This window comes from Armatimonadota bacterium, assembly GCA_028871815.1.
Lineage (GTDB): Bacteria > Armatimonadota > Chthonomonadetes > Chthonomonadales > Chthonomonadaceae > REEB205.
This window is the reverse complement of record JAGWMJ010000002.1, coordinates 167,191-190,845: the sequence shown is the minus strand read 5'-3', so window position 1 is coordinate 190,845 and position 23,655 is coordinate 167,191. Positions and strand designations below refer to the sequence as shown.

Genomic DNA, 23,655 nt, shown 5'->3' with positions numbered 1-23,655 from the left:
GCGCCAACGCCAGCCCCTGCCGGAGCGACACCGCGCCAGCAGCAGCCGGTACAGGCTAGCTGCATCGGGGCAATTTACATCCTGCGTCGCCGAACGGGCTGTTTGCGCGACCCCAGCCGCGATCCGGCTCCCGGGTCGGACCGTGGCTCGCCGTTTGCGTCATCCGCTGCTGGAGCCACGCGTGGATCCACGGGCCGTTGCGGACTTACCAGTGCCCTGTCTCCAACCGTGGAGCGGCCCGATCTGCCGCCAACGGTGCGCGAGATCGCCGAAGCGGCTGCAGCCGCTGTAGCCACATCGCGCTGTTTCCACATCACCAGCAGCACGCTGGCGTTGAAGATGGACGAGTAGGTGCCGCTGATTATTCCGATAATCAACGCGGCTACAAACTGATGGATTGTGTTGCCGCCGAAAAGAAACAGGGCGGTGAGGGTCAAGATTACCGTGAACGAAGTGTTCACCGACCGGGCAATCGTCTGGTTGATACTGCGATCCGCCAATTCTCCGAAGGTCTCACCCTTCTGCCGATTGTGAAGGTTCTCGCGGATACGGTCGAAGACGATAATCGTATCGTGCACCGAGAACCCGATGACGGTGAGCATCGCCGTAACAAAGAGGCTGTCGATTTGCCAATTCAGAAAATAGCCGAGGATCGCAAACGAGCCCCATACCACTAATACATCGTGGAGCAGCGCGATGATTGCGCAGGTACCGTACTTGAGGCCCTCCAGGAACCCACCGATCGAGAACCGGAATGCCAGAAACAGTACGATCAGCAGCGAGGCCACGATAACAGCCTTTATGGCATCGATGGTCAGCTGCCGGCTGATGACACCGCTAACCGTTGCGTATTGAACGGATTGCCCCGCCACCAGCGGACCTACCTGCTGCGTGAGCGTGTCGATAATCGCCTGGCGCTGTGCATCGCTGACCTTCTCGATGGTTACGTACGCCAGAATCGAACCGGCTGCCGAGCCCACTCCCTGGTCCGACACCACGACGCGACAGTCTTTGTACCGCGGACTGAGTTTCGCCAGCGTCTGCTCGATTTGCGTTGGGGAGTGGCGTGAAGCAAATGGTACATCCAACTCGGTGCCACCCTGGAAGTCGATACTGCGCTTGATACCGCCCATTCCCCAGAAAGCCAGGCCCGGGATGATGACGAGACCGGAGAACCCAAGCCAGAGCCATTTGCGGCTCATAACGCGCCAGCCCGGGTCCCAGTGCACATTCAGACCGTACGCCCGTTCGCTCTGACCGATACCCAGCGAGACCAGCGTAAACAGGAACGTCCGCGTCACGGTGATGGCGGTGAACATGCTCAGCGCCACGCCGAGGCCCAGGGTGAGCGCGAAGCCGCGAATTGGACCGGTACCGAAGTAGTACAGCACGAGGCATGTAATTACCGTACAGGTGTTTGAGTCGAAGATCGCGGTAAAGGCGCGGCGGAAGCCTTCATCAATGGCTTTGTTGAGTGTTTTGCCGGCGCGCAACTCCTCCTTTGTGCGTTCAAAGATAAGGATGTTGGCATCCACAGCCATACCAATGGAGAGGATAAACCCTGCGATGCCCGGCAAGGTGAGCGTCACTGGCCACAGCTTGAAGAGCGCGAAGGAGAAAAACGTATAGAGAATGAGCGCGGCATCCGCCAAAAGGCCCGGCACGCGGTAGTAGAGCAGCATAACCAGGAGTACCAGACCCAGGCCGATCAGGCCGGCCATTTCCGTGGCCTTCACTGCTTCGCGGCCAAGCGTAGCCTCTACCTTGCGCACCTCGAGCAATTGAAGCGGAACAGGCAGTGCACCGGCATTCAGCTGATCTGCCAGCGCCTTGGCGCTCTCCAGCGTGAAATTACCCTGGATGATGCCCTGGCCGGGAATAACACTGTCGATGGTTGGTGCTGTGAGCAGCTTCTTATCAAGGAAGATTGCGAGGTAGTCGCCAATGTGCGCCCTGGTAGTCTGCTCGAATATACCGGACCCTTTTGAGTTGAATTGAAACGTGATATCCGGGCTTGCTGAGGCTGCATTGATCTCGGCCCGGCAATTCGGCAGCAGATCGCTGCCCGTGACAATTGGATCGCGGCTGAACACCATCGCATCCAGCTGCGCCGGGGTAACCGGCTGACCGGTAGTATTGTCGATGAGGGTTTCCGTCTTTTGGCCGGTACTGTCGGCCTGATCGCGGACGCTCCACGTAGCGGGACGGGTGTTGTTTTTGTTGCCGAGTTCCGGCAGCAGGTAGAACTGGAGATTGGCTGTGGATTGCAGCTCCTGCAGCGCCTGCTGCTCATTCTTCAGGCCGGGCAGCTCAACGACGATCTGATTATCCTGGGGCCTTGTGGTGATGACCGGTTCGGAGACGCCCTGGAAATTGACGCGATTCTCCAGAATCCGGCGCACCGCCTCCAGATTGTCCGCACTCCAGGTCTTGCCGTCCTTTAGGTGCTCCTTGTTGAACACGTCGATTTCGGGCGCCAGGACGGCGCGAACACCACCCTGAATATCGAGGCCGTACCAAACACGTATTTTCTTCGAAAATGAAACCCATATCGATGCAACCGCCAGCGCCAGGATGAATACCAGGAGCGCGCGGTGCTGCGTTTTCGGCAAAGTGAATCCTCCACCCCCGGCCAGGGCGGCCGCGGCAAACCCAAGGCGACGCAAACAAGGGCAAAGACCGATCCGGTCTTCACGATGCCACCCGGGAGGAGCATTATATACGGGCTACCCCGTATTGTCAAGCGTTGCATGCCCGTGTGCCCGTGTCGCAAACTCGCGCTGGTAGTATTAGGCCATGCTTCCGCCCCGCAAACCGCGCCGAGCCGTATACGTACACATCCCTTTCTGTTCACGCCGCTGTCCCTATTGCGACTTCAACGTCTATGTGGCAAAGCCGGGGTCTTCCTTCATTGAAGGCGTTATTGATGCCATCTGCTCGGATATCGGGGCGACGCAGATGGAGAGCAGTGAACCTGTTGCAGCCGATACGATCTTCTTCGGCGGCGGCACACCATCTTACGTAGCGCCATACCAACTGGCGCAGGTTATGGCTGCCGTCCTCGCTCGATTCGAGGTGGCGCACGATGCGGAGATCAGCCTCGAGGCCAACCCATCGAGCGCAGACCGGGCCCGTTTCGCGGAAATCCGGTCGATCGGCTTCAATCGCATCAACATCGGCGTCCAGAGCTTCGACGACCGCTTGCTAGGGGCCATTGGACGGGATCACACCGGCAGCGACGCGGTTCGCTCGATGAATGACGCGCGTGCGGCCGGATTCCAGACCGTGGGCCTCGACTTGATGTACCGCCTGCCAGGTCAGTCACTCTCTGACTGGTCCGCCGCGCTGACCACGGCCGTTGAGCTTGGCCCGGAGCATGTCTCGTGCTACTCGCTCACCGTAGAGCCGCATACCCGCTTCGCGCGCCTGGCGCGCCAGGGTTCTATAGCGTTGCCCGATGAGGATTGTGACGCCGAAATGTACGAAATGGCGCGAGACCGCCTGAACGACGCCGGTCTGCTGCAGTATGAAGTGAGCAACTTCGCGAAAAGTAGGCACAGGTGCCGGCACAATATGACCTATTGGAACAACGGTGAGTATATGGGCTTCGGCCCCGGCGCCGTCGGTTACATCCGCGGGCGCCGACTCAAGCGTGAGCCGCGCGTCCGCCACTACGTGGAGGCGACACGGAGCGGAATCGGCATCATCTCGGAGAGTGAGATGCTGCCACCAGAACGCGCATTGGGCGAGACGTTGATGGTGGGGCTGCGGACCGTGGATGGGGTGGACCTTGCCGACCTGACGCAGCGGTTCGGAGTGGATCCACGCCTGGTCTACCGCGACGGAATCAACCGCATCGTTTCACGCGGGTTGGCCAGGCAGGTCGGGACGCGTCTGCTTCCAACACCGCAGGGCATCATGCTGGCGAACGTGGTCGCACTCGAGTTTGTGTAGCAGTGCCTCGCGCCAGGTCACTTCGGCGACTCCGGATTCGATGTGGCAGGTTTAGCTGCGTGCAGAGCGGCGGAAAGCCGGGTAGCGGCAATGTCTCCGTCTGAGGTGTTCTGGCTGGTGATGCGCACCTGTTGCGGCTCGCCGCCGGCGGCCACCCAGTCGATTGAGACCGTCGCCTTAGCGTGCTGCACTGCGGAGAGCAGTGCGTGGCACAATGCCCTGGCGGCGGTGGGCGACGACACATCCAGGGTCATGGAGCGCTCGGCATCGCCTTCATCACCGGCCGCCGGAGGATCGCCGCCGTCCACCAGCACGTTGCAACCAGGCAGACGATAGAGCCACTTTTCTGAAAAGTAGTCGCGTGATTGCGAGGTGACGAACCCGAGGTGGACATGCAGGCTCATTTCAGCTGCCCTCCGTTTGGCTGCCCGGTTTGCTCAGCAGCCGTTTGAGTTCCGTAACGGCCTCATGTGTCGCAATATCGGCTTGCTGATGTGTCTCTTGCTTCCTTATCGCTACGGTACCGCGACGGAACTCGTCGTCACCCAACAGTACCGTATAGCGGGCGCCGGCAAGGTCAGCCGCCTTCATTTGTGCCTTGAACTTGCGGGCGTGGTAACACATTCCTGCGGCCAACCCGGCGCGCCGAATTGCCTGCTGCAATCCAAAGGCAGCGCGCCAGACCTCCTGTGACTCGCTTAGCACTACGATGAAGGCATCGATGTTTTCGTCTTCCACCGGGAGCGAAATATCAAGTTGATTGAGCGAGATCAACAAGCGCTCGAGCCCCAAACCAAACCCGATCGCCGGCGTTTGCGGCCCGCCACACTCCTGAACCAGTCCGTCGTAGCGCCCTCCTCCGCCGAGAGCATTCTGTGCGCCCAGCCCTTCGCCGGCTATCTCAAATGCGGTGCGCGTATAGTAGTCGAAGCCGCGCACCAGATGCGGATCCACAATGAATGGCGTTTGTTCTGCGCGCAGTAACGCCTGGAGTTCATCGAAGTGGTCTCGACTGCCGGCGTCCAGACAATCCAGCAGGGCAGGCGCGCCCTGAAGAAGCTCCAGGTCGCCGGCGCTCTTTGTATCGAGCATCCGAAGCGGATTTACTTCAAAACGCCTGCGACCCTCTTCGCTGAGTTTGTCGAGGTTTGGCCGGATGAAGTCGCGAAGCGCTTCCCGATAGATTGCGCGGGACTCCGGTGTACCCAGCGAATTGATGCGCACCGGCAGGGTGGGAATGCCGACACTTGCATAAAACGCCAAAGCGAGCAGAATGACTTCCGCATCGATCTCCGGGCCGCCGGCACCAAATACCTCAACGCCCAACTGATGGTGCTGGCGATACCTGCCCCGCTGACCGCGTTCGTACCGGAATGCCGGCGAGATGTACCACAGGCGGGTCACCGGCGCGACATTCAGCAAGCCATGCTCCAGCGCGGCGCGCACAACGCCCGCAGTGCCTTCCGGCTTGAGCGTCAGTCCCCGGCCGCCGCGATCTTCAAAGGAGAACATCTCCTTGCTTACAATATCGGTTTCGCCACCAATACTGCGCGTAAAGAGCTCGGTCTGCTCAACAATGGGCGTACGGATCTCGCGGTAGCCCCACTGCTGGCAGATTGCCCGAAACCGCGATTCGGCAGCACGCCACCGGGCCGTATGCAGCCATGGCTCACGAACCGGCTCGTGCGGCAGCACGTCGTTCATGTACGGCGGGGCGGTATAGCGCATGGGCGGTACTATTGTACACCACGGTGCGGGAGACCCGGCAGGAGGCATGTGAATGCGGATCGGCGTACTTGACTGCTTTAGTGGCGTGAGCGGAGACATGCTACTGGGCGCGCTGCTCCATTGCGGTGTGGAACAGCACGCACTGGAGGCACAGTTGCGTCAATTGAACGTACCAGGCTGGTCACTCCACTGCGAGCATGTTCTGAAGGAAGGGATCTCCGGTGTGCGCGCCGGCGTTTTGCTGGAGGAGCGCGACGAAGGCCACGGTCGGCGGTTAAGCGATATCGAATCGATTCTTGCATCCAGCTCTCTGCCGGTGAAAACGGTGGCGCGTGCAGTGAGTACCTTTCGACGGCTCGCCGGCGCGGAGGCGCGAATTCACGGCGCCACGGTAGACGATATTCACTTTCACGAGGTCGGCGCTGTTGATGCAATTATCGACATCACCGGCGCATGCATTGGCTTCGACCTGCTAGGCATCGAGCGCTTGTACGTTACCGATATCCCGATGAACCGGGGCTGGATAGAGTGTGCGCACGGCACTATGCCCTCTCCCGCACCGGCCGCGCTGGAGTTGCTGGCGGGCTTCGTCCTGCGGCCCGATGAACGACGAATGGAGCTCGTGACGCCAACCGGAGCAGCCGTATTGGCAGAATTCGCCGTACGTGACCCTCTGGGCGGGGCACAGCCACCACCTGTATTCCGGCTGGAGCTCACGGGCTATGGCGCCGGCCAGCGCGACACCTGGATACCGAACCTGCTGCGAATGATGATCGGCGAGGAGGTGGCCGTGGAGCAACGAGTTCCCTCCGGCGGCGGTCCGACCTCGAGGAAGCGGCCCCACGGATCCGGCCAGCACGCCGGCGATGCGCCCGCTGTGGACCACTGACGCTAATGGCCCTCTATCTTACCGAGGCTGACGTTGGATCGGTGTTGACGATGCCGGACGTTGTGACAGCCGTCCGTGATGCGGTGCACCACGCGGCGGCCGGACAGACCATCTGCCAGCCGCGGCGGCGCCTCCGCATGCCGCGTGGCACCTATCATCAGATGGCAGCGGTTGATCTGCAAACCGGCATGTTTTGCCAAAAGTGCTATACGGCATTTCGCGACGGTGTGCGTTTTCTGGTTCTACTGTACAGCAGCGAAACCGGGGAGCTGCTCAGCCTCATGGAGGCGGACCTGCTGGGTCGGCTCAGAACAGGAGCCGCTACAGGCATCGCAACAGCTGCGATGGCGCCGCAGAGCGACTCCCTCCGCCTTGCCATTTTCGGATGCGGCGCTCAGGCGAGCACGCAACTGGCCGCGGTGTGCTGCACGTGCCGCGTGGACTCGGTGGTCTGCATTGGGCGTTCCGCCGAACGCGCGGCCGACTTCGCTCTGAGAATGGAGCGCCAGCTTGACCTGCCGGTACGAGTGGGATTGAATGCGGAGGAGGCTGTAAGCGCCGCCGATGTGCTGATTACAGCCACAAGCGCGCGGGATCCCGTTCTGTTTGGAGCATGGCTGAAACCCGGGCAACATATCAACGCAGTTGGCAGCAACATACTCTCGAGGCGTGAGTTGGACCTGGAAGCTGTAAGGCGATGCGACAACGTGACGGTAGATTCGGTCGAGCAGGCGAAACTCGAGGCCGGCGACCTGCTTGAGCCCGCGGAGCGTGGCATTCTGCGCTGGGACACGGTAAGCGAGCTGGCAGATGTTGTCAGCGGCAAGCAGACCGGCCGCCTGAACCAAACTGATATAACTCTGTTCAAATCGTGCGGAGTTGCGCTGGAGGATACGGCCGCAGCTACGCTGGCGTTCAAAATGGCCCGGCAGCGCGGACTCGGCACCGAGATCGCGCCACCGTAATAACCTGTTTTGCCGTGGGCGGCCCAGGCTATCCGTCCGCTTCCGGCGGGGCCAGCAGACGGCGCTGCATGCCAACCCGTACGGCCTCGGTCCGGTTGGTTACGCCGAGCTTTGCAAACAGGTTACTCAGATGGTACTCCACGGTGCTGGGGGCGATAAAGAGGTGGCCGGCGATCTCCTTGTTGCGAGCGCCCTTTGCCAGTTCAGACAGAATCTCGGTCTCACGGGGATTGAGAAGTATCTCCGGCTCCGATTGGCTGGCGATCCGGCTGGCGAGCTCCGGCGACAGCACCACTTCGCGCTGGACGGCGGCGCGAATCGCCGAGACGAGCTCTTCGGGCTCGGAATCCTTCAGCAGGTAGCCGATGGCGCCGGCCGCTAACGCGTCACGTATACGGGCTTCTCCTGCAAAAGTGCTTAGAATCACGACTGGGAGGTTTGGATTCAGCGCCCGAATACGACGTGTAGCTTCGATACCGTCCATCACCGGCATCTGAAGGTCCATCAGCACCAGGTCGGGTTCAAGCTCCTCGGCCAGGCCGACAGCCTCGAGGCCGTTCTCCGCCTCGGCAATTACCTCGATATCTCCGCTCGTCTCGATGAGCGACCGGATCCCTTCACGGGTTACGGTGTGGTCATCGACAACAATGACGCGCACCACTGCGCCAGCCGGGTGCGTTTCGTGGCTCGTCACATCGTTTCGTGTTTGAGGATGCTGCGCACCACGCAGCGGCACCGACGGGGTATTGCGGTACGGGATAACGCAGGTGACTCGTGTCCCCCAGCCGGGCCTGCTCTCTACCTGCAAGGTGCCACCTGTCAGCCTGGCACGCTCCGCCATACCTTCCAGGCCGTAGCCGGGCTCTCGTTCGCCCGGCGCATTCCCTTCCGGATCGAAGCCTACGCCATCATCCTCGATGGTAAGATGCGCTCCTGCTGCGCCGAACTCCAGACGAAGCCGTACACGCCGCGCGTGTGCGTGCTGCTGAATGTTCGCCAGGCTCTCCTGGCATATGCGCAGTAGCGTACTTCTAACTTCGGGCCGCAAATCCGGTTCGCGGCCATCAACGTTCATGAGTACCGGCATGCTGGTCCGCTGTTCAAAGCCGCGAGTTGCAGCCTGAATGGCGTGCGTCAGGTCCATCTGTTCCAGTTCCTGCGGCTGCAGGCCCTGGATGGCGCGACGGGTTTCTGCCAGCGCCTTCTGTGCCTCTCGTATCGCCGTCAACAGAGCTGCGGGTGGCTCAGAATGCAATTGCGTGCAGTCTGTCCGAAGTGTCTGCAAATGCGTGAGGACGCCAATTATCGACTGCGCGACTGTGTCGTGCATTTCGCGCGCCAGCCGGCTGCGCTCAGCCATGGTTGCCAGTTCACGCTGCCGGCTCAGCAGTTGCGCGAACTCTACTGCCAGGGTCGCCTGATCGACAAAAATCTGAAACGTGGTCAGTTCGGCGGGTGTGAAGACACGGCTCGTTTCAGAGAACACCGCAACGACGCCATTGACCGTACTTCCGACGTGCATCACCAGCGCCAACAGCGACTGGAGGCTCTCCGCTTCCATCTGCGTACGAAGCGCGGCCGGCACCCGCGTGTCGGTGGCCACTTCGTGGACACGCACCGGCAGGCGCGTGGCGACTTCGCGCGAGCCGGAAGTGGGACCCAGTATGAACTGCCCCAACGGCTCTGCGATGGCGTCGACGACACCAATACTGCGGATCGGTTCAAACGTCCCGTCATCGCGACGAAGCAGAAAGACAGCGTTTGACACGGCAAGCTGTTTACATATAGCATCTATAACCAATGACGCTACGTCCGGTAGGCCGCGACCTTCCAGAATGTGCGCCGCAATTTCGCGCGTATTCTGGCGGAGATCGACTTCCGACCGGTATGCGGCCGCGGTGCGGACCAATTCGACCAGCATGGTGGCGAAACGAGCTTCCGTCCGAGCGCGAGCCAGCCACCGCTCCGACCGAGACGAGATACCGTGGCGCAGCTGCCCGACCAGCAAGCTTCGCGACCGACCACCCAGGCGGAGTGGTATCACAACACTCTCGCCATTCAGCCAGCGATTCAACGGCGCTGGAATCCTCTCCGCATCTTGCCAGGTAACGATTTCCCCAGAGCGTTCAACGGCTTCCAGGCCAGGCGCATCTGCGAGCTCGATCCGCATGCCCATCACCGAAGAATCCGGGATGCCGACGGCTCTGGCGCACAGCAGAACCCGCTCCCTGTCAACCACCGAAAGCGCAATGAGGCGATCCAGGCCGAGGGCATCCGCGAGTTCGTCCATCGCTGCGGCAGTCGCTGCATCCAGTTCAAAACTGGATAGCGGCGTACCTATCGCACGGCCGGGCTTCGCGGGAGCGGTTGCGGCATCGTGCGAGCGCTTGACGTCGGCGGAACTCATGATGCAGACACACACGTGCTGACAATTTGCCGCCAGCCGAGATCCGAGTCGGGTTGGCGTAAGCAGCCTGCTTCGCGCAGGCGGCGGTTCCCGCCCCCACCGCCGTCCAGCACCACAACACAGCGCCGCTGCCTGTGCGCCGATAGACATGCTTCCAGCATGTTGCCGTCCTCCTTTACGTCGCCCGCCACCACCAGGTCGCAGAGGGCAAACAGCACTCGATCGCGCCGGCGATTGTTATCCTTCACAAACGGCGCACTCGGAGCGAAGGGAGAGAGCGCAAGATCTATATTCGCCTGAAACTCGGCATCGCGTATACGGGCAGCAGGAAAGAGCGGATGGTTGAGCTCGGGTCCGAGGGCGTTCGTCAAGCCTTTATCGATCACGTAAACCACCGGGGTTCGTATACGCTGGGCTGCCAGTGCCGCCCGTTGGTACGGTAGTCGATTGTGCCCTGTAACCACAACGCCTCCAAGGCGCGCAAGCGCTGAAGTCGCTTCATCACAGCGCTGCAGCGTGCCAGCCTGCGCGGCCCGGGTTGAGGATCCCGGCACGGCGCTCGATACCGCAACACCGAATGTAAATCTGTCGGCGGCGGAGGGCGCCAGGAGCGCTTCGCGACCGACGAGCGTGAGCGCGGCCGGTGGCGACTCCTCGTAACAGCGCACAATTCGGTCGGGCCAGGTGGCATCCGTGCAGGTCACGATGCGGCCGCCGGCCAACGTCAAGCGCCGCCACAAAGCCCGCGCGGCGGCATCCAACGCTTCGCCTCCAGATACAAGCCGGGCAGCTGCGGCCGGTTTAAGGCGCCACTCGCGCACGAGGTCGTCCGGCGACACTCGGCATAGTGCATCCCAGGCACAGCCCCGTTGTGCCATCAATCGCAGCACATGCGAGATCGTCTGGTCGCCAACGTCGGGAAGTTGCTGGAGGGCAAGAACCGTAACTGCAGATGAAGACGCAGGTGCCGTCATGCTTTTCTGTTTGGTGGTTTATAGGTCAACACGATCAGCCGGGACCGCGCAGAATCCGGTACAGTAAACCCGCTAACACGCTGCATTTGCCTGACCGGACGACCTGATCGTAGTGTCGCTGCCAACTCGACACCCAATTGGCACATGATACAATCCGCAACTGCCATATCCAGGCGCTTGACGGCCTGGTACGATGCATCCGGCCTCAAGTCTCCGTTTGCCGGGATGAGCGCTTATGCCATCTGGGTATCCGAAGTCATGCTTCAGCAAACGCAGATGCAAACTGCTCTGCCGTACCACGAGCGCTTCATGGCGCGATTTCCCACCGTTGACGCCCTGGCTACAGCGCCGGTTCAAGAGGTGCTCGCAGTGTGGTCCGGTCTTGGCTACTATGCGCGTGCTCGGAAGCTGCATGCGGCGGCAGGCCAGGTTTGGCGGGAGTATGGCGGCAGACTTCCCGAAGACCTCGCGGCTCTTCGTCGCCTCCCCGGTGTCGGCGCATATACCGCCGGTGCGGTAGCCTCGCAAGCTTTCGGTGTTCAGGCGGCCGCCGTGGATGCAAACGCGGCGAGAGCGCTGTGCCGTCTGTACGCTGTGGATGGCGATCCCAAAACGCCCAGGACCGCACGTGAGCTTTGGCGGTTGGCTGCAGACTTGGTGCCGGATGAGAATCCGGGCCAGTTCAATGTAGCGCTTATGGTATTTGGAGCGCGAGTGTGCCGTCCGAAGAATCCGGTCTGCACCTCATGCGTGGTGAGCGAATACTGCCGGGCCCATCTTGCGGGACAGACCGCACACTATCCGACGGTAGGCCGGCGGCAGAAGACATCGCACCAGATGCACGCGGCCGGGCTTTTGCAGGATGAAGCGGGCCGAGCGCTGCTGGTGTGCCGCCCGGAAGATGGTCTGTGGGGCGGAATGTGGGAGTTACCACGGGCGGTGCAGGAGGCTGGCGAATCCCCGTATGATGCCGCTGCGCGCGCCGTATTGGAGCTGACGGGAATTCGAGCGCAGCCGGTGAGGACGTTTGGCACGATAAAGCACAGCGTAATGAACTGTCGCATCACTCTGACCGGTGTAGCACTGCAGCAGTCCGAAATGCGCCGGGGGGCACCGGTATCTCCGCGTTCCTCCGAGTGGATTCCACTGGCGGACGCCACGTCGCGCGCGCTTCCTGCACCGCAGAAGCGACTGTTGGAACTTGCGGCCTCAATGGCGTCGCCGAACCGTAGTAAAGAAGGTATGGCGAGATGATCACTCACGGGCAACTGGATTCTGTAGAGTTCGCCGAAAACCCCGAGCCACGGTGCCCGTGCGTTTTGCTGCTGGATGTTTCGGGATCGATGCAAGGTGCGGCCATTGCTGCGCTGAACGAGGGCCTGGTGGCCTACAAGGCTCACCTTTCCGGCGATGCCCTCGCCAGCCGTCGGGTCGAAACCGCCCTTGTGACCTTCAATGACGCGGTGCGCGTCGAAGAGGATTTCGTGACCGTGGACGCGTTTGATCCGCCGCAATTGGCAGCCAGTGGCCTGACCCACATGGGAGCGGCGATTGAAAAATCGCTCGACCTGATCGAAGCGCGCAAAGAGGAGTACAAGGCCAACGGGATCGCCTACTACCGCCCCTGGGTGTTTATGATCACCGACGGTGAGCCGCAGGGCGAATCGGATGCGGATGTATCCGCCGCTGAGCGTCGCCTGCACGATGCGGTCGGTAACAAGCGTATCGCATTCTTCGCCGTGGGAGTGGAGGGTGCGAATATGGTACGCCTTGCGGCCATATCGCCCAGGCCACCGGTAAAGTTGAGCGGCCTGAACTTTGTGGAGATGTTTCAGTGGCTCTCAGCGAGTATGAAGCGCGTGTCGCAGAGCCAAACCAGCGACGACCAGATTGCGCTTCCGCCTCCTGGATGGGCAGCAGTCTAGGACGGTTTATGGAACGAATAGCAGTTGCTGTGCGGTGAAAGGTATGCTCAATGCACAGTGACCGCCAGTCGCAGTCGGCGTCGTGCTGACCAATGGCGAGGGAGATTACAATGAGCAGCGATTCATCCGCCGGAGGCAATCTGGTTTTCTTCTTGTTGGGCGCCGCTACGGGCGCGGCCATCGCGCTGCTGTACGCACCTCAGGAAGGCACGGAGACACGCCGTATTCTTGGTGAAAAGGCAACCACAGCGCGTGACCGCGCCTCGAACGTCGCCCAGGCAGCCGGCCAGCGGGCGCGTGAAACGGTTTCCTCAGTGAGTGAGCGTGCCCAGACCATGGTCAAGAAGCGTGGTACAAACGGCGCCGCGGGTGGCGCCGAGCCTGCGGCAGATTCCGATTGAGCAATTCCAGAAACCGAGGGAGAGTGCTGATGACCTGGCGAGGTTGTGTTCGCGGATTTACAGTCTTTGCTGGTGTGCTGGGGTGTGCCGCGCTTCTTTCGCCGCTGTCGGCCGCCGCTCAGGGCGATGGCGACGTATCGGTTGGCGGCGAGCATCTGTTCACCATCCGCTTTCCTGCGGCCGGTATGACTGTTGAGCAGCGTGCCAGCGCCATCGCCGACCGTCTGGTGCCGATACTTAGCGATCCGAACCTGCGGCCCGATGATATTCAGGCGGTCTCGATCGACAAGAACAATGCGAAGATCATGGTCAAGGACCGGCTCCTGGTGACTCTGGATGAGCGAACGGCCAAGTTCAATACCAGCACTCCGCTTCAGTTAGCGCAAATTTGGGTACGGCATCTTCGCAAGGTGTTACCGGAAGTCAACGTCAAACCAAATCCCAACGTAAAGAAGGCGGGCGGCTAGCTCAACGTCACGCGCCGGCCGGCCGGCTCGTGCTCTGGGGCGACGCAAGGCGGCGTATCAGCGCCGCCGCAGCCGCAGTCAGAAGGGGGCCGGCAGACTCCATCGCTTCTTCCGTGGACGTGGCCGGTCCTGCGAGGGCGACCGCGTCGGTAACGCCGATCTCGTGCAGCTGGGCGGCAGCTTCGGCTTCCACCGTGCCACACAATGCATAGAGGGGCAGCCGAAGCTCAGCGGCCCTGCGGGCGATAACGCTGATCAACTTGCCCTGCGCCGTTTGCGCGTCCAGGCGACCTTCGCCGGAAATCAGGACCTGGCTCGTACGAGCCGCTTCGTCAAATCCTGCGAGTTGAAGCACCAGGTCCGAACCGCATTGCAGTTTGGCGTGGCAAAAGGCCATTAGGGCAGCGCCCATCCCGCCGGCCGCCCCGGCACCCGGTCTGGCGGCTATCGGTATGCCGAGCGCAGCCTCGGCAATGCTCGCGAAGCGGATGAGCGCGCTGTCTAGCTGAGCCACCATAGCCGGTGTGGCGCCCTTCTGCGGTCCGTAGACTGCGCTCGCGCCGTCTGGCCCACAGAGCGGATTTGTAACATCGGACGCTACCACCACCTCCACGCGACTCGGCAGGCGGATTGAGGACGTATCTATTGAGTCCAGTTGTGCGAGAGCAGCACCGCCTGCGACAAGCTCGCTTCCCTGACCATCGCGCAGGTGAACGCCCAGCGCCTGCAGCATCCCGGCGCCTCCATCATTTGTCGCCGTGCCACCGATCCCCACGACGAGCCTACGACTCCCAGCCTCCAATGCGTCCAGCATGAGTTCACCTACACCGCGCGTTGTGGTGAGCAGCGGTTGATATTGATTCGGCTGCAGCAGGCGCAAGCCCGCGGCTTCGGCACTCTCGATAACTGCTGTGCCCGCAAGGCGGCCGGCGAGCCGCCCCCAGCGTGCTTCAACCGGCTCGCCGAGTGGACCGGTAACCCGGCAGTAGCGAACCTCGCCGTGTGAGGCGGCAACCAGCACGTCGAGCGTGCCGTCGCCACCATCGGCCAGTGGCAGCATCCGGCACGTAACTCGCGCTCCATGCTCGCGAGCGACCTCGCTGCCGCAGCAGATCGCGTGTGCCGCCTCCAATGCAGTGAGGCTGCCCTTGAATGCATTGGGGCAGGCAAGAATGGCGAGCTCACCGGTGAGGTTATTAGGGCTATCCACATTGGTTGACACTGAGCCGGCCATTCTGGTAATCTCAGTTCCGCCTGCAAGCCCACTTTGCCTGCGGCCAGGCGCTAAAACGGTTGGTTTTCACGCTTCGCGTCGTTCGCCGTTCCGTTGCACCGCCGCCGGCCCGGGGAGCGACGAATCCATTATGCCCAGCGTGCTGGTAAGTGACCCAATCTCGGAACAGGGTATCGACCTGTTGCGGGCTATACCCGACTGCAGCGTGCTCGTCCGTACTGGAATGACACCGGACGAATTGATCCAGGTGATCGGTGAGTTTGACGCGTTGGCGGTTCGCAGTGAAACCAAGGTTACGGCGGCGATTCTAGCCGCCGCACCGCGCCTGCGGATCATCGGCCGAGCCGGTGTCGGCGTCGATAACATCGACGTGGCGGAAGCCACGCGGCGCGGTGTCGTCGTCGTGAATTCGCCCGGTGGCAACACACTGGCAGCGGCGGAGATGGCGATTGGCATGATGTTGGCGCTTGCCCGCAACATACCGCAGGCCGATGCCGGCATGAAGGCGGGCCGCTGGGACCGCAAAAAGTACATGGGCGCCCAGATATTCGGTAAGACGGTGGGAATTATCGGTCTCGGCAAAATCGGCCAGGCGGTGGCACAGCGCGTCGCGGCATTTGAGGCGCGCGTCATCGCCTTTGACCCGTTCAGCAATGCCGAATCAGCGGCAGCCATTGGCGCCGAGCTGGTGACGCTGGACGACCTGATTCAGCAGAGCGACTACATCTCGGTTCATGTGCCGCTCACGGCGGAAACTCGCGGAATGCTGGGTACAGCGCAGATTGCCCGAATGAAACCCGGTGTAAGGCTGATCAATTGTGCCCGAGGCGGCATCATTGACGAGGCCGCAGCCGCTGAGGCGGTGGCGAGTGGCAAGGTTGCCGGCGTCGGCTTCGATGTTTTCACCAGCGAGCCCGTGGATGCCGGCAACCCGCTGCTGGCGCTTCCACAGAACGTGTTGACGCCACACCTCGGCGCCTCCACGGAGGAGGCCCAGATCGGCGTGGCCATCGACATTGCCGAACAGATCGCTGCCGTTTTGCAGGGGCAGCCGGCGCGCAGCGCGGTAAACCTGCCGGCAGTCTCTCCTCAGGATATGGACCGACTTACGCCCTATCTCGTACTCGCCAAGCGGCTCGGCAGCCTGCAGCGCCAGCTTGCCGGAAGCAGTTCTGCGACCGCTATGCAGGTGGTATGCATTGGCGACTTCGCCAATCTTCCAACGGAGATGCTTGGGCGTGCGGCCGCGGAGGGATTGCTGGAGGGCCACGGCGACGTTCCGGTGAATGCCGTGAATGCACCCGGCATGCTTGCGGCACAGGGCATTGCCTTCTCAACATCGCACCGGCGCAGTTCCGAGCCTGCGTCGATTGAGGTGCGCGTGGAGTTCAACGGTTCAAACCGGCGCGTAACCGGCCGGGTTGCCGACGGCGAACCACGGGTGACGAGTATAGAGGGGTACACACTGGATATCGGCGCAGAAGGCGCTGTGCTTATGACCCGGCACGGTGACCGGCCCGGCGTGGTTGGCCGGATCGGTACGCTACTGGGTGAGCATGGCATCAACATCGCCGGCATGCACCTCGGAAGGGAACGGGTTGGTGGAGCCGCGCTAATGGCGCTGGTCCTGGATAGTCCCGTCGATGCCGGCACACTGGATGCCATATCAAAACTGCCGGGCATTGAAACGGCTCAGTCCGTAACGCTGTAGAAGGACTCTATGCACACTTCCTCCGCATCGGCCCAACCAACTCTCATTCAACTTGGCCACAGTCCGGATTCCGATGACGCCTTCATGTTTTACGGGCTGGCAAACCATCTTGTGGATTCGGAGGGACTGGAGTTCCACCACACGCTTCAAGATATTCAAACGCTCAACGAATGGGCGCGCGATGGCCGGCTCGAGTGTACGGCGATATCGGTACACGCCTACACGCAGGTGAGTGACCGCTACGCGATCCTGACGCACGGCGCCAGCATGGGTGACGGCTACGGGCCGATCGTCGTTACTCGCAAGCCATGTTCACCGGAAGAGCTTTGCAACCTCACCATCGCGATACCGGGTCGGATGACATCGGCATTTCTCGCACTTTCGCTCTTTCTGCCTGGTCCGTTCAAAGCCGTGGTGATGCCGTTTGATCAGATCATGGAGGCGGTGGCAAGCGGCGAGCACGAGGCCGGTCTGTTGATCCATGAGGGACAACTGACGCACGGTCGGCTTGGTCTGCACTGCAGCGCCGACCTGGGCCGATGGTGGAAGGATGACACCGGTTTGCCGCTGCCGCTTGGCGTGAACGCGATCCGCAAGGACCTGAGCGCCGAAACGCAGGAGAAGGTTAGCAGGGCGCTCAAGGCCAGTATTTCATACGCGTTGCAGCATCGAGCAGCCGGTCTGCAGCATGCGCTTCAATATGCGCGAGATATGGACACCGACACCGCCGACCGGTTTGTAGGCATGTATGTAAACGACTGGACGCTTGAGATGGGCGACGCCGGCCGCCGCAGTATTGAGTTGTTCCTTCAGCGGGGCGCCGACAAGGGCATTTCGGCTCCTGTTGGCATGGTGGAGTTCGTGGAATAGACCCGGCGTTGGCGGATGCGGCGCGGCTGCTACAATCTGCAACCGACCAATAATGGCCGATTTACCACCTGTACCGCTGGAAGACCTGCTGCACGAAGGCATGCAGCGCGCCCGCGTGTACAACTGGAATAGCGCCATTGAGTTTTTCCGAGGGGCCGTAGCTGCCGATGCCGAGAACGTTGAAGCACGATTCCGGCTTGGCTGGGCACTCTGGAACCTGGCTGAAGCTGAGAAACCCACGCTGGCCGACCTTGCGGTTGCGTATGGCGCGCATGTGCTGGGATTTGATGAAACCGCCCGCGATGGGAAGCGTCGTTATCGAGCGTACCGACAGAATCTGAATGACGCCGCCCACTACCTGAAATCGGTTACCTCGCGGGATCCGGCACACGCCCGGGCATGGCACTACCTGGGAAGAACGCTTCAAGCACTGGAGCGGCGTCCCGAGGCGGCCGAAGCAGCGCGCAAAGCCGCCGAACTGGAGCCTGCAAACACCGGCTATCGGGGATTGGCGCGCTCGCTGGAGGGCATCGACTCCGTGGCTCCAGAAACAACACCTCGCGAGCCTCTTACGTGGGCGGATCTGGTGGTCAACGATAAGACCAAGCGAGAGTTGCGGCAGGTGCAGCTGATGATGGAGAAGCCGGAGCTGGCGCAGCAGCTCGGTGTGCAGCCGCCCACCGGTCTGCTGCTCAAGGGCCCGCCCGGGACCGGCAAAACCACCATTGCGCGTGTGTTAGCCCACGAAGCAAAGTGCAGCTTTTACTCGATAACGCCGGCCGATATTCACCAGATGTATGTTGGCGAGAGTGAAAAACGCGTGCGCGACCTGTTTGCACGGGCGCGCGCCACGCCGCCCGCCATCATCTTCATCGATGAGGTCGACGCGCTCCTACCGATGCGTCAGGGTGGCGTGGCGATTCATTCCGACAAGGTGGTCAATCAGTTTCTGCAGGAGATGGACGGCCTTACTCGTAACGAACGCGTGCTGGTAATTGCCGCCACGAACCGACCCGATATGCTCGACCCGGCTCTGCGCCGAGGGGGAAGGCTGTCGCGCGAGATTGAGATACCGATGCCGGAAGCCAACGGCCGGCTGCAACTGCTGCAACTTTGCACCCGCTCGGCTCAGCTCGACGATGATGTTGAGCTGGACGAACTGGTCCGCATCACGGATGGTTACAGCGGCGCGGATATCCGGGCATTGGTTGATGAAGCTGGGCTCCAGGCGCTCATCCGGATCGCCGACGGCGATGAGAACCAGTCGCGATCATTGACTTTGGCCGATTTTAGAACGGCGCTGGAGAATCTTGGCTGAGGGAGTACACGATTGGCAAAGTTAATACTGCTGCGGCATGGACAATCCACCTGGAACCTGGAGAACCGGTTTACGGGATGGGTCGATATTCCGCTAACCGAACAAGGGGTGGTGGAGGCGCGCGAGTCCGGAGAGAAGCTGCTTGCCGCCGGCATTGTCATTCAAGAGGCGTACACCTCAGTGCTGCGGCGGGCGATCGACACGCTTGAGATTTGCCTGAAGGCGGCGCAGCAGGAGGACCTGCCGGTTACATACAATCAGGCGCTTAACGAGCGCCACTACGGTGACCTGCAGGGCTTGAATAAGGCCGAGACCGCTCAGAAGTTTGGCGACGCCCAGGTAATGTTATGGCGCCGCAGCTACGATGTGCGGCCGCCAAACGGGGAAAGTCTGAAGGACACCGCCGCTCGCACCCTGCCCTACTACCAACGTGAGATTCTGCCCAAGCTACAGGCGGGAAACTGCGTTCTGGTATCAGCTCACGGCAACAGCCTGCGAGCTATCGTGATGGCGCTGGATAACCTCTCCGAAGAGGCGGTGGTGGCCCTGAATATACCAAACGGAGTTCCGATCATCTACGAGATCGGCGCCGACGGCTTGCCCGCGTCTAAAACCGAGTTATAACAAGCAGCAGATTTGCAGAAGCCATCGCCCAGGCTTCACGATAGAGTCCGGTACCAAACGAACGAGGCGGCCCACTACGGCGGGTCGCCTCGTTCGTTTACAGCAAAGGCAGGCGGCGGCCGGCTTTCACCGGGACGGGCTTACGAAAACAGGCCGGTTATTATCTTGCCCTTTACCAGTTCGCGCGGCTGGCCCAGGTTGTTGTGGTAGATGGTGCTGGGCGGTATGCCGAGCATGTGGTAAACGGTGGCCAGTATATCGGTGGGCGTTACCGCATTCTCCTTTGGCGACGACGCCGTTTCATCCGACTTTCCGTAAACCTGCCCAGGCTTGATGGCGCCGCCGGCGATGAGCGCTGTGTAGCAGTACGGCCAGTGATCCCGGCCATCCGGCGCGTTGCCATTGCCGGAAGTGCTGACGCCCAGTCGCGGCGAGCGGCCAAACTCGCCAACGGCCAGTACCAGCGTATCCTCCAGCATGCCGCGGTGCGTCATATCCTCCAGCAGGGCCGATACGGCGCTGTCGAGTTTGGGGCAGTGGAGGTTCTTCAGCGGTCCAAAGTTGGCTGCGTGCGTATCCCACGCGGTCGTTTTCGGGTCGCCGTTTGCCACCGAGGGCCAGTTGACCTGCACAAACCGAGTACCCGCCTCGATGAGACGACGAGCCAGCAGGCAGGACTGACCCCAGGTATGCCGGCCGTACCGGTCACGAATAGCCGCCGGCTCTTCGGTCAGGTCAAACGCTTTTCGTGCTCGACCGGACAGGATCAGGCTCAATGCGTCCTTGTAGTAGTCATCGAGGGCGTAGCTGCTTACTGCCTGCTCGAGATCGGGCATGGAGGAATCGATGAGCGTCCTCAGATTCGCCCGGCGCTCCATACGGGCTTTGGATACCTCACCGCGGAGCGTAAAGTCGTCGAGTTTGATATGGTCCATTTTGGTCTGGTCCATATCGTCGCCCGGCGGATAGAGGTAGTAAGGATCCAGAGCCTTGCCGAGGAAGCCGGCTGTTCCTGCCTTGCCGATGACGTTGCTCTCCTGCAGTGGGCGCGGCATCATCACGAACGGCAACATCGGAACCGCTGGTGGTAACCTTTTGACAATCTGGCAGCCAACGTTCGGATAGTCGTACGGTGAAGGCGGCTCCAGCTGCCCCGAGGGCGAGACCTTGTCGGCCTGTTCGCCGGTGAGCATCTGATACATCGCGGCGGTATGGTTGAACAGACCGTTCGGCGTGTACGATACCGACCGGATGAGCTGGCACTTATCCATCTGCTGAGCCAACAGCGGCATTGTTTCTGAAAGCCAAACGCCGGGTACGTTGGTCTTGATTGGCTTGAAGAGGCCGCGGACGTCGGCAGGCGCATCGGGCTTGGGGTCCCAGATATCGATGTGACTGGGACCGCCCTGCAGGTAGAGCAGAATCACCGATTTGACCGATTTGAATCCCGGCAGCGTGCTGGGCGCGGCCGATGCTTCCGATCGAAGAAACGCGGGGAGGGCAAGACCAAGCATGCCGGCGCCGCCGACGCGCATCAATTCGCGGCGCGTCAGGCTATCACACAGCCGACCCTGTTTACCAGGAATGGAGAGCATATTACACCTCCGGTGGTTACCGGTTAAAGAGAAACGCCGGGCTGTTGAGTAGCGCCCACATTAAATCCTGCGCGCCACGCTCCCGGGTTGAGGCTTGATGCAGTGCGCGCGTGGATGCGGCCATTTCGGTGGCAGTTGGATAGCGCGACAGTGACGCAAGGAAGATGCTGTTCACCAAATCGGCGTCACTCGGATTGGTTTTCATAAGCGCGGCGATGCGTCCTGTTGGGCTGTCGACAGCATCCGACAGCGTGGGACCGTTTATGAGGTTCATCGCCTGGCCAAGGCTTACATTCACCGTGCGTTCACATTCGCACGGCGTTTGGCGGGACGGCCTACCGAACACGTCCAGGAAGCCGCCACTTCCGGGAGCGGAGGAATCGGGCAGGTCTTCTGCAAGCATCCCGACGGGCTCAGCCGTAAAGTGCGTTTGAGCACCGGTGGCAAGGTCGATCGCGTCCAACAGCTCCTCCGCTTGGAGCCGGTTTGGAATGAAGTGCGAGAAATTCGTGTCATCGTCGCTATTCCACTTGTTGGTGCGGATAGTCGATTGGTATGTTCTCGACAACACGATCTCACGCATGATGTGCCGTACATCGAACCCGTGTGCCACGAAATCCTTAGTGAGCGCCGCCAGCAGAGCCGGGTTACTTGGCGGATTACTGGAGCGGATATCATCAACCGGATCGATGATCCCCTTGCCCAGGAAGTAGCTCCATACCCGGTTGGCCATTGCCTGTGCGAAGAACGGATTCTTTGCCGACGTGAGCCAGTCGGCAAGAACCTCACGCCGATCGTCGTACGATGCCGTGATCGGTTTCGCATAGCCCACCGGCACATCCGGGGCTACTGCGTCACCGGTACGCGGGCTGATCATCTGGCCTTTACCCGAGTCGTACACGACCTCGTCACCGGGGCGGCTTCCCGGCTTGAAGGCGACCTGCGAAAAATAGGCGCCGATCTGATAGTACTGGTCCTGCGTCCAGCGTTCAAACGGATGGTCATGGCACTTACAGCACGAAAACCGAACTCCGAGGAACAGTTGCGTCACATCTTCAGTAGCTGTAGATGTGTCGCGCACAATCCGGAGGTAGTTGGCCGGCGCCACGGTGTAGGCGTCGCCACTGGCCGTCAGCATCGACTTTACAAACTGGTTGTACGGCATGTTGGTCGCCATGGCGTAGTGAATCCAGTTGTGAAACTTGCGCACACCATCATCGCCCAGGTACCGCGAACTGCAATCAAGCAGGTCAGCCCATTTGTTTGTCCAGTGCTCCACAAAGTCTGGCGAGCCGATAAGGGAGTCGACGAGCGCCGCACGCTTCTGCTGCGTCGGAGCTTTATCGGCAAGGAACTTGACCACCTCGGACGGGGTTGGCGGCAAGCCGGTCAAGTCAAGCGTAACGCGCCGCAGGTAGGTGGCGTCTCCGCAAACCGGCGCCGCCAGCGCCTTGATCTTCTGCAGCTTGGCGTCAACCAGCTTGTCGATGTAGTTGTACTCCGGAGCCGAAGCCCACTTATAACCGGCACGGTCTCCAAGCACCAGGATATTCTGGGTGGCGTAGTTGCCCTCGTAACGCACCAAAAGGGCGGCCTCGCCGCGGCGTACGGCAGTAACCGTGCCATTCGGCTGCACGGTGGCCACCAGCGGCTGACTGCTGCTGAGGACCGCGTCGCGCGTCACATCTTTCGTAACGCCATCCTTGTACGTTGCGATGACAATCGTCTTCTGCGTCATGCCTGGCAGCGTGACGTTAGGAACTTTGGGCAGCACCGAAACGGATACAGGGCGCGATGCCGTTTTGCCGTCGAAGGTGACACCCTGCGCGATCCAGTCTTTGATCAGCTTGTAGTACCGGCTGCCGGGCTTCAACACCAACCCACCCATGTGAGGTACGGCCTCTGTGGGCTTCAGGAGCATCAGGCTTTTCGCCGGATCTGTGCGATTGAACCGCCGTCCCGAGACGTCATCAATCAACGCCTGATAGTCGTACGCTGGGTCGTAACCACGCAGCGACAGCTTGAAGCCATCTTTGCCTTTGGCAGCGCCGTGGCACGTGCCGGCGTTGCAGCCGATTTTGCTTATGACCGGCTCAATCTCTTCTACGAAGCTGACAGGTGGTGAGCTAACGCTTTTCACCAGTACGGGCAGCACGGCCCGGCGGCCGCCGGCCGTAACGATGATGGTGGCCCGACCCGCTCGTACCGGATGGACAAAGTCCTGCGCGTCGATTCGGACGCAGGGTGAGTGGCAAACGGCGTGCGCCAGGTACGACAAATCTACCGCGTATCCAGCTTTGGTCTGGCCGGTAACGATGAATGTGCGAACGTCGCGAATGTTACTGAGTACCAAACTGGCCGGCTGGACGCTGATGGAGGTAATCGCCGGCAATTTGGGACGGGGCGGCGGAGCGGTCCCGGCGGCCAGCGCGGGGCGCATGCCACTAACCGCGGCGAGCGCCAGTCCAACCATTGCAGACAGCTTTGTCGAAGCAGATACCATAACGAATGCCCCCGAGCCGTGGTCCAAGCCACGGATTTGCGCTACTGTGAGATGCAGCGCATGTCAAGAATCCAGTTACTTTTAGCTTGT

Annotated in this window: 19 protein-coding genes; 11 read left to right on the top strand and 8 right to left on the bottom strand. The window is 61.2% G+C overall.

The features are described 5' to 3' along the window. Positions 1 to 74 precede the first annotated feature (74 nt). A complete protein-coding gene (gene secD / locus KGJ62_03760) occupies positions 75 to 2,612 on the bottom strand; it encodes a protein translocase subunit SecD (GenBank protein MDE2125684.1) in 2,538 nt (845 codons plus the stop codon). Positions 2,613 to 2,796: 184 nt separating this feature from the next. On the opposite strand from secD, the gene hemW reads away from it, so the two are divergent. Further along, complete coding sequence (hemW, locus tag KGJ62_03755) at positions 2,797 to 3,954, top strand: radical SAM family heme chaperone HemW (GenBank protein ID MDE2125683.1); 1,158 nt, start codon at positions 2,797 to 2,799, stop codon at positions 3,952 to 3,954. A gap of 17 nt (positions 3,955 to 3,971) precedes the next feature. Here hemW and KGJ62_03750 read toward each other — a convergent pair whose 3' ends face one another. Next, on the bottom strand, positions 3,972 to 4,358 hold the full coding sequence (locus KGJ62_03750) for a hypothetical protein (protein MDE2125682.1): 387 nt from the start codon (positions 4,356 to 4,358) through the stop codon (positions 3,972 to 3,974). Between the two features lies 1 nt (position 4,359). Next, entirely contained in the window at positions 4,360 to 5,682 is a 1,323-nt protein-coding gene (locus KGJ62_03745) for a histidine--tRNA ligase (GenBank protein MDE2125681.1), read from the bottom strand. A gap of 52 nt (positions 5,683 to 5,734) precedes the next feature. On the opposite strand from KGJ62_03745, the gene KGJ62_03740 reads away from it, so the two are divergent. Next, positions 5,735 to 6,571, top strand: coding sequence for a LarC family nickel insertion protein (locus KGJ62_03740; protein MDE2125680.1), 837 nt, complete (start codon positions 5,735 to 5,737; stop codon positions 6,569 to 6,571). Between the two features lie 5 nt (positions 6,572 to 6,576). Beyond that, a complete protein-coding gene (locus KGJ62_03735) occupies positions 6,577 to 7,536 on the top strand; it encodes an ornithine cyclodeaminase family protein (GenBank protein ID MDE2125679.1) in 960 nt (319 codons plus the stop codon). Between the two features lie 28 nt (positions 7,537 to 7,564). Here KGJ62_03735 and KGJ62_03730 read toward each other — a convergent pair whose 3' ends face one another. Further along, the gene (locus tag KGJ62_03730) at positions 7,565 to 9,943 is read right to left on the bottom strand and encodes a response regulator (protein MDE2125678.1); all 2,379 of its coding nucleotides are present in this window, start codon (positions 9,941 to 9,943) and stop codon (positions 7,565 to 7,567) included. Next, complete coding sequence (locus KGJ62_03725; GenBank protein MDE2125677.1) at positions 9,940 to 10,917, bottom strand: hypothetical protein; 978 nt, start codon at positions 10,915 to 10,917, stop codon at positions 9,940 to 9,942. The genes KGJ62_03730 and KGJ62_03725 overlap by 4 nt, the downstream gene beginning before the upstream one ends. 144 nt (positions 10,918 to 11,061) lie before the next feature. On the opposite strand from KGJ62_03725, the gene KGJ62_03720 reads away from it, so the two are divergent. The 4 genes from KGJ62_03720 (at position 11,062) to KGJ62_03705 (ending at position 13,710) form a co-directional block, all read left to right on the top strand. Continuing rightward, complete coding sequence (locus KGJ62_03720; GenBank protein ID MDE2125676.1) at positions 11,062 to 12,171, top strand: A/G-specific adenine glycosylase; 1,110 nt, start codon at positions 11,062 to 11,064, stop codon at positions 12,169 to 12,171. After that, positions 12,168 to 12,842 (top strand): VWA domain-containing protein, encoded by a 675-nt coding sequence (locus KGJ62_03715; GenBank protein ID MDE2125675.1) that lies wholly within the window; start codon positions 12,168 to 12,170, stop codon positions 12,840 to 12,842. The genes KGJ62_03720 and KGJ62_03715 overlap by 4 nt, the downstream gene beginning before the upstream one ends. 110 nt (positions 12,843 to 12,952) lie before the next feature. Further along, on the top strand, positions 12,953 to 13,243 hold the full coding sequence (locus KGJ62_03710) for a YtxH domain-containing protein (protein MDE2125674.1): 291 nt from the start codon (positions 12,953 to 12,955) through the stop codon (positions 13,241 to 13,243). A gap of 29 nt (positions 13,244 to 13,272) precedes the next feature. After that, positions 13,273 to 13,710: a hypothetical protein gene (locus KGJ62_03705; protein MDE2125673.1), complete on the top strand. Its 438-nt coding sequence runs from the start codon at positions 13,273 to 13,275 to the stop codon at positions 13,708 to 13,710. A gap of 7 nt (positions 13,711 to 13,717) precedes the next feature. Here the strand turns inward: KGJ62_03705 and KGJ62_03700 are convergent, their stop codons facing one another. Next, positions 13,718 to 14,944 carry a glycerate kinase gene (locus tag KGJ62_03700; protein ID MDE2125672.1) on the bottom strand — a complete coding sequence of 409 codons (1,227 nt, stop codon included), beginning with the start codon at positions 14,942 to 14,944 and terminating at the stop codon, positions 13,718 to 13,720. Between the two features lie 130 nt (positions 14,945 to 15,074). Here KGJ62_03700 and serA point away from each other — a divergent pair, with 130 nt between their 5' ends. From serA to KGJ62_03680, 4 genes are read left to right on the top strand one after another with little or no spacing between them, the layout of a single operon-like run. Further along, entirely contained in the window at positions 15,075 to 16,655 is a 1,581-nt protein-coding gene (gene serA / locus KGJ62_03695) for a phosphoglycerate dehydrogenase (protein ID MDE2125671.1), read from the top strand. A gap of 9 nt (positions 16,656 to 16,664) precedes the next feature. Then, positions 16,665 to 17,525, top strand: a complete 861-nt coding sequence (locus KGJ62_03690) for an ABC transporter substrate-binding protein (GenBank protein ID MDE2125670.1) — start codon at positions 16,665 to 16,667, stop codon at positions 17,523 to 17,525. A 52-nt stretch (positions 17,526 to 17,577) separates the two neighbouring features. Then, positions 17,578 to 18,843 carry an ATP-binding protein gene (locus tag KGJ62_03685; protein ID MDE2125669.1) on the top strand — a complete coding sequence of 422 codons (1,266 nt, stop codon included), beginning with the start codon at positions 17,578 to 17,580 and terminating at the stop codon, positions 18,841 to 18,843. A 12-nt stretch (positions 18,844 to 18,855) separates the two neighbouring features. Continuing rightward, entirely contained in the window at positions 18,856 to 19,467 is a 612-nt protein-coding gene (locus KGJ62_03680) for a 2,3-bisphosphoglycerate-dependent phosphoglycerate mutase (GenBank protein ID MDE2125668.1), read from the top strand. A gap of 140 nt (positions 19,468 to 19,607) precedes the next feature. Here KGJ62_03680 and KGJ62_03675 read toward each other — a convergent pair whose 3' ends face one another. Together KGJ62_03675 and KGJ62_03670 are read right to left on the bottom strand one after the other, a co-directional pair. Beyond that, the gene (locus tag KGJ62_03675; GenBank protein MDE2125667.1) at positions 19,608 to 21,062 is read right to left on the bottom strand and encodes a DUF1501 domain-containing protein; all 1,455 of its coding nucleotides are present in this window, start codon (positions 21,060 to 21,062) and stop codon (positions 19,608 to 19,610) included. 16 nt (positions 21,063 to 21,078) lie between these two features. Further along, positions 21,079 to 23,565, bottom strand: a complete 2,487-nt coding sequence (locus KGJ62_03670; protein MDE2125666.1) for a DUF1553 domain-containing protein — start codon at positions 23,563 to 23,565, stop codon at positions 21,079 to 21,081. Between the last annotated feature and the right edge of the window lie 90 nt (positions 23,566 to 23,655).